We start from the raw sequence: 14,216 nt of genomic DNA on the forward strand, positions 1-14,216 counted from the left end.
GCGAGGCACTGGACGACCTGGACGGGACGGCTCCCCCTTGCGGAGCGTCCTTTCGGCAGGCAACGGTCAAGGCAACTTCAATCCTTGAGGACCTCGCCCGTTGAACCCCGTCTATGCATCGCTCGGCACCACCATCTTCGAGGCGATGTCGGCGCGCGCGAGAGAGACCGGAGCGATCAACCTGGGCCAGGGCTTTCCGGAGGAGGATGGCTGCCCCTCCGTCATCGCCGCCGCCGCCGCCGCGCTGTCGGAGAAATCCAACCAGTATCCGCCCATGCCCGGCCTGCCCGTGCTGCGCGACGCAGTGGCAGGCTGGTACAACGACACGCAGGGGACCGACCTGTCGCCTGCCGAAGTCATCGTCACCTCCGGCGCGACCGAGGCGCTGGCCGCCGCGATCCTGGCGCTGGTCTCGCCCGGCGATCAGGTCGTGCTGGTCCAGCCGCTCTACGACGCCTATCTGCCCCTCGTTCAGCGCGCGGGCGGCGATGCGCGGCTGGTGACGCTCGCCCCGCCCGACTGGCAATTGACCCGCCAAATGCTGGATTCAGCCGCTGATCGGCCGCACTTCATCATCCTGAACGATCCAGTGAATCCCACCGGCGCGATGATGGACGACGCCACCCGCGCGATGATCGCCCGCTGGTGCGTCGAGCATGGCGTGATCGCCATCTGTGACGAGGTGTGGGAGGGCGTGACCTTCGACGGCCGCCACCACCGCCCGCTGATCGCCGAGCCGGGAATGCGCGAGCGGACGGTCAAGATTGGTTCGGCGGGCAAGCTGTTCGCACTGACCGGCTGGAAGGTCGGCTGGCTCTGCGCTGCGCCCGCCATTTCGTCCGTGCTGGCAAAGGCACACCAATTCCTCACCTTCACCACCCCGCCCGCACTGCAATGGGGCGTGGCGCACGGCCTGATGCACGAACGCGCCTGGATCGAGGGAATGGCCGCCGACCTGCAGCGCTCGCGCGACCGGCTGGCTTCGGGGCTGGCACAGGCGGGGTTCGTCACCACGCCGAGCGCAGGCACCTATTTCCTGTCGATCGATCTGCCTGCCAGCGGCATCGCCATGGGCGATGTGGCGTTCAGCGAATGGGCCATCGACCATGCCGGGGTCGCCAGCATCCCGCTTTCCGCCTTCTTCGCCGCCGACCCGGTCACCACCCAGGTCCGGCTGTGCTTCGCCAAGTCGGACGCGACGCTGGACGCGGCGATCGAACGCCTGGCGCGGGCGCGGCGCTGAACGCCTCCCCCTTGAGGGGGGGGGATAGCAGAGCTTGCCGCTTCAGCGGCTAGCGACGCTTGGAGAGGGGGATCGTCCAACGCTAATATGGAGCGTCAAACCTCCACCCCCCACCATCCCGGCACCAGCGCATCACCCGGCGCCTCGACACGGCGATGCTCGACCATCAGGCCGAGTTCCGGATACACTGCCCGCGTCCGCTCCCCCGGCTCGCCCAGCGGCGCGACCATCAGGCGGCGGTTGACCTTCGACCGGTGGTGCATCCGCGCCGTATTTTCCTGGCCGACATAACAGCCCTTGGTGAAGCTGACCCCGTTCAGCTCGCGGGCATTGGCCTCCAGCCACAATGTCTTGTCCTGCCCCAGCTCGCCCGCCCCCTCGGTCACGCCCAGCGCCAACCGGTGCACCCGCCAGGCGGGCGACGCATCCCCCCCGCCCGGCTCGCCCAGCCAGCGCCAGCCCAGCGCGGACAGCCGCGGATCGGGCACCCCCTGCCCCGGATCGGGCGACCAATGCACGGCCAGCGCGTTCCGCTCGATCGTCACCGGACGGCGCAGACGATACAGCGTCAGCCGCCGGATCAGCGCCTCTGCCTCCCCCGCCTCGCAATCCACCAGCACGTCGGCGCCATCGCCCCACAGGATGAAATCGAACAGCGCCTTGCCCTGCGGCGTCAACAGACCCGCCCAGAGCGGCCGATCCGGTGCGACAGCGGCGGTATCGTTGGTCACCAGCCCCTGCAGAAACGCGCGCGCCTCCGCCCCGCGCACGGCTATCACGGCCCGGTCGGCCAGAAGGCTGGGATTGTCATTCATTCGGCAGATATAGGTCTGTCGACGCCGCACGCCATCCCGTTCCCGGCAGAGGGACGATCCGGAGGTTCAATCCGCCTGAAAATCGGTGTAACGCGCGTGCCCATGACCGACACCATCACCATCCGCCGCCCCGACGACTGGCACGTCCATCTGCGCGACGGCGCGATGCTGCAGGCGGTGGCGCAGTACACTGCGCGCCAGTTCGCCCGCGCCGTCGTCATGCCCAATCTCGCCCCGCCGGTCACGACTGCGGATCAGGCGGATGCGTACCGCGACCGCATTTTGGCCGCGGTCGCACCGGGCACCGACTTCACCCCGCTGATGACCTGTTACCTGACGGACGGAGCCGACGGGGCGGCGATCGTCGAGGGATTCCGGCGCGGATCCTTCGCCGCGTGCAAGCTCTATCCCGCCCACGCCACCACCAACAGTTCGCACGGCGTCACCGATGTGGCGAACATCCACGGCGTGCTCGCCGCGATGGAGGCGGCGGACATGCCGCTCCTCATCCATGGCGAGGTGACCGATCACAGCGTCGACATCTTCGACCGCGAGGCGGTGTTCATCGACCGCATCCTGACCGGCATCGTCCGCGACTTTCCCGCCCTCCGCATCGTGTTCGAACACATCACGACCGAGGATGCGGTGCAGTTCGTCGAATCCTCCGGCGTCCGCATCGCAGCGACGATCACGCCGCAGCATCTGCACCTCAACCGCAATGCCATCTTTGATGGCGGCATCCGCCCGCACGCCTATTGCCTGCCCGTGGTGAAGCGCGAGCGGCACCGGCTGGCGCTGCGCCGCGCCGCCACTTCCGGCTCGGCCAGGTTCTTCCTGGGCACCGACAGCGCGCCGCACGCCATCGAGCGCAAGGAAACGGCCTGCGGATGCGCCGGCATCTTCAATGCGCCCTATGCCATCGAAAGCTATGCCCAGGTGTTCGATGAGGAAGGCGCGCTGGACAAGCTGGAGGCGTTCGCCTCGCTGAACGGCCCCGCCTTCTACGGCCTGCCGGTGAACGAGGGGACGATCACGCTGACGCGCGGCGGCGAAACGGTCACCGCGTCGATCGCGGCGGCAGGGACCAGCGTCGTGCCGTTCCATGCGGGCGAAACGCTCGGCTGGCGTTTGGCCGGGTGAACTGAACCTCCCCGTCCCCTTGCGGGAGAGGGAAGGAGCCCGTCCCCCCGAAAGCGGGGATGGGAAGGGTGAGGGTTTTGTTTCCCGATCAGCCCCGGCACGGGCAAAGCCCGTGCCGTCAGTCGGCGCTTCGCGCCGCTGGCCGGACCGATGGCGGGCGGTCGGACATTGCCGACCTGCCATCGGTCAGAACGGCAGCCAGCGCTGCTTTTCGCTGAACTTCATATAGCCGATGTTCGCGCCCAGCCGCCAGCCGACGCCCAGCCGAATGGGGATCAACACCGTATCGCCGCGCCGCAGATAGCTTCCCGAAAAACCGCCGACGAAATAGACGCGGCCCTCGGCCGCCGGGAACCGCTTATAAAGTTCCTTCTGCTCGGCCAGGTTATAGACCAGCACGAACACCTTGGCCGCGTCGCCGCCGACATCGAACCCGACGGACGGCCCGGTCCAATAGACCGGCGACTGGCCCAGCACCTTGTGGCTCATCGTGCCCGACCCATAGCGAAGCCCGACGACGAACGCGCCGCCCGCTTCCCGCCCGGCGATATAGGCACTGGGCCTGCCCTGATCCTTCAGGATGTTCTCGATGATGCCGGCCAGCCCTTCGGCCCCTTCGCCGAACACGCCCTCGGCGGCCCCGATCAGGTCCTTTTCCTCGTACGTCTGGCCGATATCGCCCTGCTGAACGCCGGGCGCGGCGGCGGTCCCGCTACCCTGCCCGCCATAGGGCTGGCCATAGGGGCTGCGCGCATCGGCATAGGGATCGTCGGTCGGCACGCCGTCCTGCATCACCGACGGGTCGACCGTCGCCGGCGGCACCGTCGTGGGTACCGGCGGCGGCGGGGTGCGCGGCGCGCCCTGCAGATCCTGGTCCATCACCACATTGGGATCGACGGTTTCGATCTGGGCCTGTGCGACGCCCGACAGGCTCATGCCCATCGCCAGCATCAGGCTGAACAGCAATTTCCTCATGACAATCCCCCGGGCGATCATCGGCCTCATTAACCAGTCCGCCCCTGTCGGAGCAATGAACAGACGACGACCCGAATCGATTCTGCGCCGAACCGGCCCGACATGGCCGTTGCGACCCGAAAAAAGGGGATCGGCACCCGTTGATCCCGCCGGTTCGCATGGCTATAGCCCTGCCTCCAGCCAAGCCGGAGACGTGGGTGAGTGGCTGAAACCAACGCTTTGCTAAAGCGTCATACGGGAAACCGTATCGAGGGTTCGAATCCCTCCGTCTCCGCCACATCATCATGATGCCGGGCCGCACCGCCCCCCACCGGATCCATGCCGGACAGGGGGCGGGGCGCCCTGGGATCAGGCGAGGATGAAATCCGACGCCGCCAGCTGGCTCATCTGGACATTCTGCAAGATCAGCACTTCGCCAGTGACGAACTGGATCGCGCCCGTGCCGCTATTCTGGACGAACAACGCCTGCAACTGGGCAAAGGTCAATCCGAACGCGCTCAGGTCGATCCGGTCCGTGCCCCGCTGGAAATCGCCGATGACGTCGATGCCGGACGAACGCTGGAACACGAACTGGTCGGCGCCCGCCTCTCCGAACAGTACGTCGTTGCCGCCGGCGCCGTTCAGGACGTCGTTGCCCGCCCCGCCCAGCAGCGTGTTGCCAATCGCATTGCCCGTGATGCGATTGTTCAGGGCGTTGCCGACGCCGAACGGCGTTTCGGCCAGCAGCACCAGATCCTCGATATTGTCGTACAGGTAATAACCGGCACCGATGATGCCGGCATAGACGGTGTCGGTCCCTTCGCCCGGCTGTTCGAACGCCAGGTCGGCGGGCGTGTCGACATAGAAACGGTCATTGCCGGCATTGCCGTAGAGCAGGTCGAAATCGCCCAGCCCGCTGTCGCCGCGCAGGATGTCGTCGCCCTGCCCGCCGACCAGGATGTCGGTATGGAACGTCCCGCCGCCGATCAGCGTATCGTTGCCGGCCTCGCCATAGATTTCGTCGGCATCCGCGCCGCCATCCACTGTGTCGTTGCCGATCCCGGCGACCAGATAATCGATGCCCGCATCGCCGAACAGGCTGTCGTCGCCATCCTCGCCAAAGATCGCGTCGCGCGCGCCCCCACCGCGGATGGTGTCGTTGCCGGCACCCCCGATCAACAGGTTCTCGCCCGCATTGCCGGTGATCGTATTGGCCAGCGCATTGCCGACGCCGAACAGGCCGCTGGTACCGGTCAGCACCAGGTTTTCGATGTTTGCGAACAGATAATGGTTGATCGACGCCTCTGCGGTGTCGGTGCCGCCACCCGCATCCTCGAACGCCAGGTCGCCCGCCGAATTGATCCGGAACAGGTCGTTGCCAGCGCCGCCGAACAACAGGTCCTCGCCCAACCCGCCATCCAGCACGTCATCACCGCCCTGACCGCGCAGGATGTCGTTGCCCGCACTGCCGATCAACGTGTTGGCCAGGGCATTGCCGATCCCTTCGCTGCCGGCGGTGGCCAGCACCAATGTTTCGAACTGATCGCCCAGCGTCGTCAGCGCCAGCGTGCTGATGATGGTGTCGATCCCCTCTCCGGCATTTTCCCGCGCATCGTCGCTGGCGGCATCGACGATATAGATGTCGTTGCCCACGCCGCCGCGCAGCACGTCGCCCTCGCCCCGCCCGTCGAGCAGGTCGTCGCCGCCGCCGCCGGTCAGCTGGTCGGGAAAATCCGATCCGATCAGCAGGTCGTTCAGGTTGCCGCCGTTTCGGATCACGGGGCCGGGCTGCGGCCCGCCGTCATTGTCGACGATGGTTGCCGTCGCGGTCGATGTGCCGATGATCCCGCCAACGACGTTGGACAGGCCGATGGACAGGGATTCCAGCCCCTCGTTCAACAGATCGTCGGTGATCGCCACCCGGACGGTGTGCATCGTGACCCCCGGCGCAAAGGTCAGCGTGCCGCTGGTGCTGTTGAAATCCGACAGGCTGGCCGTGCCGGACGAGGTGCCATAGCGCACGGATACCGCCGAAGTGGACGGCGCGCTCAGCCGGACGACGAACTCCGCGATGCCGCTCGCCTCGGCCACGACGATGTCGTCGATCGTGATGGTGGGCTGGCTCGTGGCGGCCTGGTCGCTGGCGGCGATGGTGGCGATGCCGACCGCGTCGGCAATGGTCGCGCCCGTCGACCCCGACAGGATCAGGGCAAAGGCCTCTGCGCCCTCGGCCAGCGTATCGCCGGTTATCGGCACCGTCACCGTGCGCGCCGTCTCTCCGGGGTGAAAGGTCAGCGCCCCCGCAATCCCGGTGTAATCGCTGCCCGCGACCGCCGTGCCGTTGACCGTCTGGAAATTGACCGAAACCGATGTCACGGAGGGTCGGTCCATCAGGATTTCGAACCGGGCAAATCCGCCCTCCTCATCCACCGTCACATTGCCGATCCGGATGGCGGGCGTGCCGCTGGCGGCATTGGCATCGACGATGGTCATCGTCGCCGTGCTGCGCCCGATGGTCGCACCGACGACGTTGCTCAGCTCGACCTCGAACGATTCGATCGGTTCCGCCACGGTGTCGGTCACCAGCGGGATGCGCACCGTCTTGATCGTTTCGCCAGGACCAAAGGTCAGCGTGCCAGAATCGGAATCGAAATCGGACAGGCTGGCCGTCCCCGAACTCGTGCCGAACCGCACCGATACCGCGCTTTCGCTGGGTGCCGTCAGCCGCACGATAAATTCGACGAATCCCTGGCCTTCGCTGCTCCACCCGTCCTCGATCACGATGCTCGGCAACAGCACGGTCGCGCCGTCGCTGGCTGCGATGATGCCGGTGCCGCCGGCGTCGATCAGCGATGCGCCCACCACGTTGGAAAGGACGAGCTGCACCGTCTCCGCGCCCTCCACTGTCCCGTCGTCGGTGATCGGAACCCGGACGGTGCGGCTGGTTTCGCCCGGCGCGAAGTTGATGCTGCCCTGCACCGGGGTGAAATCCCCGGCGCCGGCCGTACCCCCGGCGCTGGCATAATCGACCTGCACCACGCCGGTGCTGGGCCGGTCGAGCGAGATGACATAGTTCAGGTAGCCGCCACCTTCATCGACGATCGGATCGCTGATGCGGATCACCGGCTGGCGCGCCGCCCCGTCATTGTCGATGATCGACACCGTGGTCACCGAATTGCCCAGCACCGCGCCGACGACATTGGACAATTCTGCATACAGCGTCTCGACGCCCTCGCCGATCAAGTCGTCGGTGATCGGCACCCGGATGGTCTTCACCGTCTCGCCGGGGGCAAAGGCCAGCACGCCCGACCCGCCGGTGTAATCGCTCAATCCTGCGGTCCCGCTGCCCGTTCCGTACCGAACCTCGACGATGCCGGTGGATGGCCGGTTCAGCGTCACCAGCAATTCGGCGAATCCCTGGCCCTCGCCGATCACGGCGGCACCGATGCTGACGGTGGGCAGGAACAGGTCCGCCTGGTCGCTGGCCGCGATATGGATCGTCGCCGCCCGGTCGGTCACCGTCGCGCCGGTCGCGGTCACCAGTTCCAGCTGCAGCGTCTCGATCCCCTCCAGCACGCTGTCGTCCGCGATGGGCACGCGGATGGTCCGCACGGTCTCGCCGGCAGCAAACACGATGGTGCCGGTCTGCGCGGCATAGTCACTGCCCGAAGCGGCCGTGCCGTTGGCGGTGCGATAGGTCAGCGTGACCGGTCCGGTCGACGGCCGGTCCAGCGTCACGACGACATCGGCGAACTCGGCGCTTTCATCGACCACCACATCGCGCAGGCTGATCACCGGCGGACCGGCGGCACGATCATTGTCGATGATCGTCACCACACCGGCCGACTGGCCGATCACGCCGTTCACGGCGTTGGACAAATCCACCTCGAACGATTCGATGGCCTCGGCAACGGCATCGTCGCTTACCGCGATGCGGACCGTCCGCACGGTTTCGCCCGCCGCAAAGCGCAGGATGCCGCTCGTCGATCCGTAATCGGACAGGCCGGCGGTACCGGAATCCGTGCCATAGCGCACTTCCACCTCGTCGGCCGACGGGGCGCTCAGCCGGACCACGACGTCGACATAGCCCTGGCCCTCGCCGATGACGGCGGGGTCGACGCTGATCGTCGGGCGCTGGGTGCGCGCATTGTCGCTCGCCGCGATCAGGGCGGTGCCGTTCGTGTCGGCGACCGCCGCTCCGACGACATTGGTCAGCAGCAGCGAAAAGCCCTCGACTCCTTCGTCCAGCGCATCGTTGGTGATCGGCACCTCGATCGTCCGCGACATCTGGCCGGCGGCAAAGGTGATGGTGCCGGACACCGCGCTGTAATCGCTGCCGGCCCGGGCGGAGCCGTCTGCCGTGGAATAGCTAAAGCTGACCGCGCCGGTCGACGGCCGGTCCAGCGACACGACGAACCGCGCCACCCCGGCGGCTTCGTCGACCACGGGGTCCGACACCCGCAGCGTCGGCGAACCGGTCGTCCCGTCATTGTCGATGATCGTCACCAGCCCGACGCTGCGGCCGATCGCGGCCCCCACCGCATTCGACAATTCGATCTCGAAATTTTCCGTCCCCTCGCGCAAAGTATCGGGGGTCAGCGCGATGCGCACCACCTTGACCGTCTCGCCAGCGGCAAAGCTCACGGTGCCGCTGGTCGAGGTGTAATCGGAAAGGCCCGCCGTGCCGGAATCGGTGCCGAACCGCACCGAAACCGGCCCATCCACCGGCTCGCTCAGCCGGATGACCACGTCGACAAAGGATTGCGCCTCGTCCACCACATAATCGTCAACGATGATTACAGCCATGGTCAATCCTCTCCTGCTAAAGCCACTCGGCACTCAATCGGAACTGGGGTGATGGGATCAGGGATCGGCCCATTCGCCCCCGGTCATCGGCCGCCCCGCCTCGGGCACTTCTTCGGACAACAGGACGCGGGCTGCCGCGTTCAGGGCGCCGGGCGACCCTGTGCGCAGCTTCGCCACCGCAAAATCGGGATTGGCGGATGTGACGACCAGGGTCGCGGCGGTAATCCCCGCCCCCCGGATCACCCGGCCGGTATCCGGATCCACCAGATCGCCACCGGACCCATCCGTTACGTCCAGGATCATGCCGCGTTCCAGCACGCCGCCGCCATAGCTCAGAATGGCACTGTCCCCGGTCACCCGCAGGATGCGGATCGGATAGGCCTGGGTCACCAGTTGCAGCGCGATGGCCCGGGCGGCCTTTCGTTGCAGGGCACCGTAAAGCGCGCCGAGGGACGTCGTGGTCGAACTGCTGCTGCTGGCCGATGCCGACCCGCCGGCCATCGTTTCCTCGACCCGGACAGTGCCCGCGTAAAAGATCTTGCCCGTCCGGGTTTCGGCAAACTTCACATCGACGGCAAAGGTGCCGACGACGTTGCGGTTGGACGATGTGCGATCGTTGAACTCGCGCGCCTGATACCCGACCTCGGTGATGTTGCCGTACACCAGATAATCGGCCCCCGTGGTGGTGAACGACCATTTGCGCCCGGCGCTTCGGAAAAAGCTCTGGACCGCCTGTTCGTCCATCATGCGATAAAGCTGGTTGCGCTCGACCACCTGCAGCTTGCGGGTCTGGGTGATGGCGGTTTCCAGATTGGCCTGAAACGCGCGCCAGCCGTCGGTGCACGAAAACACCCGCCCCCATTGCCCGGCGAAATATTCGCATTGCTGGGTGCTATCCATGTCCAGCACGGCGGCCTTGGCGCAACTCGCGCACCCCTGGATCTGCGCTGCGGCCATCTGAGCGCCGAACAGGCCGATGGCCACGATGACGGCCCGGCCGCAATGGCGGGCCAGTGCGGCGATGGCGGACATCATGCGCATCAGCGGCACTCCCCGGGCAGGGTGGACCCCTTGGCGGGGCGCTGGGCGCGCAGCTTGGCGGGGGCCAGCCGGGCGATATCGCCGATCGCGGGTTCACCGCCGCCATAGGTGCAGATCAGCTGCGCGATCGACGAGCTGGGCGACAGGGTAACGACTTCGGCAACGCCCACCTGGATTTCGGTGGGGAATTGCCGCCCCTGGCTGTCGGTCCGCACCGGTCCTTTGCGCAGCACGACGACCTGCTGCTTCTGCGCCAGCACATCCTCGCCATAGGTCAGCATCATGCGGTTGCCGGGCTGCAGGTCGATCAGCTCGATCGGGTAGCTGGTCAGCACCAGCTTTTGCGTGATGCGCTCGGCGATGCTGCGCAACAGGCTGTCGAACGCCGACCGCGCATTGGGTTCCGATCCGTCGCACGCCGTTACCTTGGGGCCTTTCAGCGTGATCGCCTCGCCCGCCTGAATCTGGTTTGCCGATGTGGTGACGCGGATATCGACCGAGAGATAAGGTTCCTGGATGATGCAGGGCGGGGCATCCTTTGCCAGGATCGAGATCAGGTTGACGCCGTTCGAGCGGTTGATCCCGACCGAGGTGACCTGCGCCGAGATCCGGTAATCGGGCAGCTTCACGCTGCCGCGCACGCACTTGCCGCGTTCCCAGATCATGCCCGTGCCGCACAGCGTCTCGGATTTTTCCAGCACCTCCACCTGGCCCGCGTTCATCACCGTGAAGCGGTTGGTGTTGATGATCGACGTTTCGATCATGGTGCGCAGATTGGGGACTTCCTGTTCCCCGCCCTTGACCGATTCCACCCCGATCACCGGCTTTGCCGTCTGCGCCGACACGGGCGTTGCGCAACCCAGCATCGCCAAAGCCGCCATCCACGCCACCAAACCCTGTCCACCAACGCTCATGCCATTCCCCCGATTCATCGATTATGCCCCCGTCATTCGACCAGTTGCGTCTCCAGCACGCTGCCATCGGCCAGCCGCCGCCTGGCGGGCTGCTGCATGGAAGATGCCGCCGATTGCGCCGGCCTGGACGCTGGGCGCCCACCCGTACCGCCCGTCGGCACTGCCGATGCGACGCCGGGCGCACGGCGCGGGCGATCCGGTTCCCCGCGCCCCTGCCCAGCAACGACAGTCCGCGCTGCTGACCCGCGGTCGGGCCGACTGATACCCCCGGTGCGGTCGGTGCGCCCGGCATCTGCCATGCCGGTCTGGCGGATGGGTCGGTCGGCGCTGTCCGGATCGACGCCCCCCGCACGCCCGGTGCCGATATCCACGCCCGTTTCGCCCGATGCGGCGCTCCCCGGATCGCCGATGGCACCGCCATCTGCGGCAAGGCCGTCGTTCGGCATCACGGCCGGGCGGGGAACTGCCCCTGCGGCGCTTCCCGCCACACCCATCGGCACCGCCGCTGCGATGGCATCGCTGTCCAGCGGTCCGGGCTGCGCCACGGCCGGGGCCGCACTCAATTTGCCTGCGGCCAGCGCCGCCGTCATGAAGGATCGCCACAGCCGGGCCGGGCCGGCGCCTCCGCTCATCCAAGCGGGTGCCTGTCCGGCATCGTCGCCCAGCCAGATGCCGACCACCAGATCACCGGCATAGCCGATGAACCAGGCATCGCGGTTGTTCTGCGTCGTCCCGGTCTTGCCGAACGCCGCAACGGGCAGCGTCGCCGACCGGCCCGTGCCCCGCTCGACCACGGCGCGCATCATGCTGCGCATTCCGTCCAGCGAAGCCGCGTCGATTGCCTGGCGGTCATCCCACCACTGGCTGATCCAATTGCCCTGCGTCCCCGGCAGTGCCGTTGGTCGAACCGGATATCGGCCGTCCGCAATCGCCGCATATGCCGCCGTCAGTTCGAGCAGGGACGCATTGGCCGTGCCCAGTGCCAGGCTGGGCGCAGGCTCCAGCACCGCAGAAAGCCCCAGATCGCGGGCAGCGGCCATCACGGGCTCGTGCCCGATCCGCTGGTACAGCCGGACGGCGGCGACGTTGCTTGACCGGGCAAAGGCATCGCTAAGCGGGATGGCGCCTTCATATCGGCCATCGCTGTTACGGGGCCGATAACTGCCCGTTTCGAACGCGGCATCCGACACCGGGGTGTCCGGCGTCATGCCGGAACGAAGCGCCGCCAGATACACGAACAGCTTGAACGTCGATCCCATCTGGCGACCGTCGCCGGTGGCCAGATTATATTCGACGCCGCCATAATCCTGGCCACCGACCATGGCGACCACCTCGCCATTCGGCCGCATCGCCACCAGCGCGCCGCCGATCCCCGGCGGCACCGTGCCCATCACCCGGTCGGCCAGGGGTTGCAGGTCCCCGTCCAGGGTCGTGACGATCCGTTGCTCGGCATATCCGCTGACCGCCCGCGACCGCAATTCGCCCCGCGCCCAGTCCCCGAAATAGCTGCCGGTACGCCCGCTCGGGGCCAGGCCGGGATTGCGCACGTCCAGCGCGGCCGGGGCGAGCGCCGCTGCCTCTGCCGCGCTGATATACCCCGCCGCCGCCATGGCCCGTGCGACCATCGCCGCGCGGCGCTGCGCCCGTCCCAGATTGCGGGTCGGTTGAAACCGGTTGGGTGCCTGCACCAGACCGGCCAGCATCACCGCCTGGGCAAGGGTCAGGCGCTCCGGCTGGCGATAGAAGTAATGCAGCGAAGCGGCGCGCAGGCCATACACCTGATCGCCGAACATGACGTTCGACAGATAGCGTTCCAGGATCTGATCCTTGGTCAGCCACGTCTCCAGCCACAAGGCGATCGCCGCTTCCTTGGCCTTGCGCCACAATCCTTCCTCGAACCCGCCGCGCGCGTCGCGCAGATACACGTTCTTGGCCAGCTGCTGGGTGATCGTACTGCCCCCCTGGCGCGGGCCGCCCGTCAGGTTGCTGACCAGCGCCCGGCCGATGCCGACCGGATCGATCCCCCAATGCGACTGGAACCGGCGGTCCTCGATGGCGTAAAATGCCTGGGCGACATGATCGGGCAGCACCGACACCGCCACCGGCCGGTCCATCAGCGGACCGGACCGGGCAAAGGGCTGACCCTGCCGGGTCAGCATCACGATCCGGGGCTGCACCAGCGGGCGGGCGGATTTGTCGACCGGCACGAACAGCGCCAGCCACGCCAGCACCATCGCCAGACCCGCCGAACACGCGGCGGCCAGCCAGAGCGCGGCGCGCGCGACCAGCCGCCGCCGGCTGCTGCGCGCGCCGGTGGCGGCCGCACCCCCGGTCGGGGCACGATCCGTTCCCCGCCCGATCAGCCCGGCATCGAAGGTCGCGTCGTTGGTCATCGCCCCGCCTGCACCGTCCCCGCTCCTGGCCCTGGCCTTCCGCCCGGACTTGCCCGCCGACCCAGCGAACGCGTGGCCCCGCGCCACGCGCTCGCAAAACAGCCGGATTATGGGGGTACGGGCGGCCTTGTCGTCGCACCGCCCGCTTTCTGACGGGGCTTGTCAGGACTCTTGACGCAGACTTGCCGGCTAACGGGCGATGGCCAACGAATATTACGCCGATTGCAAAGTTCGCAGCCGTTTTCTGCCAATACCGACTTGATTTCTGTTTTGGTCTTGCTCGACAACGTCGCGGGGCAAGACGAGTCGCCGGGGGTTGTGCGCGTGAAGTCGAAATGATCCTGCTGGCGGCATTGATCTGTGCGGGTCAGCCCATTTCGTCGGCAGAGGCGTTGCACCGGGCCGATGAACTCTATGCACTGTTCCAGGAGGACGGGGACGGCGCACGGCTGGTCGAATCCGCCCATTGCCTGTCCGCTGCACGGCGGGGGCTGTTCGATGCCGATGGGCATCCGGTCGCCATCGACGTTACCGACCGACTGTCAGAGGCGCATCGGGCAGCCGCCGACGATCCCCGCCTGCTCGCCCGGTTGAAGCAGGTCGAGGCGGATCGTGGCCATGTCGACGGGCCGCTGCAAATGGCATCCAGTCTGATCGTCGGCGCCGGCTGGCAACGGCGCATCGCGTTTCGCGGCGATGCCCCGGCGGTCATCTATCTGCGCGCCGCAGGGCCGGTCCGGCTGACGGTGCGGTCGGCCAGCGGCCGGACCATCTGTTCCGAACAGCGGCGCAGCGGCAGGATCCTGTGCAAATGGCGGCCGCAACGCACCGCGCCGGTCGATGTCCTGATCACGCGTGCCGATCCGGTCGCCGCGCCGATGACGTTCCAGCTGTTCACGAACTGACGGGG

General features: G+C 67.3%; 9 protein-coding genes and 1 tRNA gene. 4 read left to right on the forward strand and 6 right to left on the reverse strand.

The window, feature by feature from the left end; genetic code table 11:
* Positions 1-100: 100 nt before the first annotated feature.
* A complete protein-coding gene (locus tag ACPVPU_RS14670) occupies positions 101-1,243 on the forward strand; it encodes an aminotransferase (protein WP_448658715.1) in 1,143 nt (380 codons plus the stop codon).
* A 95-nt stretch (positions 1,244-1,338) separates the two neighbouring features.
* Here the strand turns inward: ACPVPU_RS14670 and ygfZ are convergent, their stop codons facing one another.
* On the reverse strand, positions 1,339-2,058 hold the full coding sequence (gene ygfZ, locus ACPVPU_RS14675) for a CAF17-like 4Fe-4S cluster assembly/insertion protein YgfZ (RefSeq protein WP_448658716.1): 720 nt from the start codon (positions 2,056-2,058) through the stop codon (positions 1,339-1,341).
* 102 nt (positions 2,059-2,160) lie between these two features.
* On the opposite strand from ygfZ, the gene pyrC reads away from it, so the two are divergent.
* A complete protein-coding gene (gene pyrC, locus ACPVPU_RS14680; RefSeq protein ID WP_448658717.1) occupies positions 2,161-3,198 on the forward strand; it encodes a dihydroorotase in 1,038 nt (345 codons plus the stop codon).
* 186 nt (positions 3,199-3,384) lie between these two features.
* On the opposite strand, the gene ACPVPU_RS14685 is transcribed toward pyrC, so the two are convergent.
* Positions 3,385-4,173 (reverse strand): EipA family protein, encoded by a 789-nt coding sequence (locus ACPVPU_RS14685; RefSeq protein ID WP_448658718.1) that lies wholly within the window; start codon positions 4,171-4,173, stop codon positions 3,385-3,387.
* 187 nt (positions 4,174-4,360) lie between these two features.
* Here ACPVPU_RS14685 and ACPVPU_RS14690 point away from each other — a divergent pair.
* Positions 4,361-4,450, forward strand: a tRNA-Ser gene (locus ACPVPU_RS14690).
* Between the two features lie 71 nt (positions 4,451-4,521).
* Here the strand turns inward: ACPVPU_RS14690 and ACPVPU_RS14695 are convergent.
* Genes ACPVPU_RS14695 through ACPVPU_RS14710 form a run of 4 tightly spaced genes read right to left on the reverse strand, consistent with a single transcriptional unit; the run spans position 4,522 to position 13,306 of the window.
* A complete protein-coding gene (locus ACPVPU_RS14695; protein ID WP_448658719.1) occupies positions 4,522-8,958 on the reverse strand; it encodes a Calx-beta domain-containing protein in 4,437 nt (1,478 codons plus the stop codon).
* Positions 8,959-9,015: 57 nt separating this feature from the next.
* Positions 9,016-9,999 carry a CsgG/HfaB family protein gene (locus ACPVPU_RS14700; RefSeq protein ID WP_448658720.1) on the reverse strand — a complete coding sequence of 328 codons (984 nt, stop codon included), beginning with the start codon at positions 9,997-9,999 and terminating at the stop codon, positions 9,016-9,018.
* Positions 9,999-10,913 (reverse strand): hypothetical protein, encoded by a 915-nt coding sequence (locus ACPVPU_RS14705; RefSeq protein WP_448658721.1) that lies wholly within the window; start codon positions 10,911-10,913, stop codon positions 9,999-10,001. Before ACPVPU_RS14705 ends, ACPVPU_RS14700 begins: the two co-directional genes overlap by 1 nt.
* 32 nt (positions 10,914-10,945) lie before the next feature.
* A complete protein-coding gene (locus ACPVPU_RS14710) occupies positions 10,946-13,306 on the reverse strand; it encodes a transglycosylase domain-containing protein (protein ID WP_448658722.1) in 2,361 nt (786 codons plus the stop codon).
* 335 nt (positions 13,307-13,641) lie between these two features.
* Here ACPVPU_RS14710 and ACPVPU_RS14715 point away from each other — a divergent pair, with 335 nt between their 5' ends.
* Positions 13,642-14,211, forward strand: coding sequence for a hypothetical protein (locus ACPVPU_RS14715; protein WP_448658723.1), 570 nt, complete (start codon positions 13,642-13,644; stop codon positions 14,209-14,211).
* Positions 14,212-14,216: the final 5 nt, after the last annotated feature.

This window comes from Sphingomonas paludis (assembly GCF_053502515.1).

Bases quoted from the DNA above. Each gene is read 5' to 3' on its own strand.
- ygfZ (WP_448658716.1), bottom strand. From the start codon at position 2,058: ATGAATGACAATCCCAGCCTTCTGGCCGACCGGGCCGTGATAGCCGTG.
- pyrC (WP_448658717.1), top strand. From the start codon at position 2,161: ATGACCGACACCATCACCATCCGCCGCCCCGACGACTGGCACGTCCAT.
- ACPVPU_RS14685 (WP_448658718.1), bottom strand. From the start codon at position 4,173: ATGAGGAAATTGCTGTTCAGCCTGATGCTGGCGATGGGCATGAGCCTG.
- ACPVPU_RS14695 (WP_448658719.1), bottom strand. From the start codon at position 8,958: ATGGCTGTAATCATCGTTGACGATTATGTGGTGGACGAGGCGCAATCC.
- ACPVPU_RS14700 (WP_448658720.1), bottom strand. From the start codon at position 9,999: ATGCGCATGATGTCCGCCATCGCCGCACTGGCCCGCCATTGCGGCCGG.
- ACPVPU_RS14705 (WP_448658721.1), bottom strand. From the start codon at position 10,913: ATGAGCGTTGGTGGACAGGGTTTGGTGGCGTGGATGGCGGCTTTGGCG.
- ACPVPU_RS14710 (WP_448658722.1), bottom strand. From the start codon at position 13,306: ATGACCAACGACGCGACCTTCGATGCCGGGCTGATCGGGCGGGGAACG.
- ACPVPU_RS14715 (WP_448658723.1), top strand. From the start codon at position 13,642: ATGATCCTGCTGGCGGCATTGATCTGTGCGGGTCAGCCCATTTCGTCG.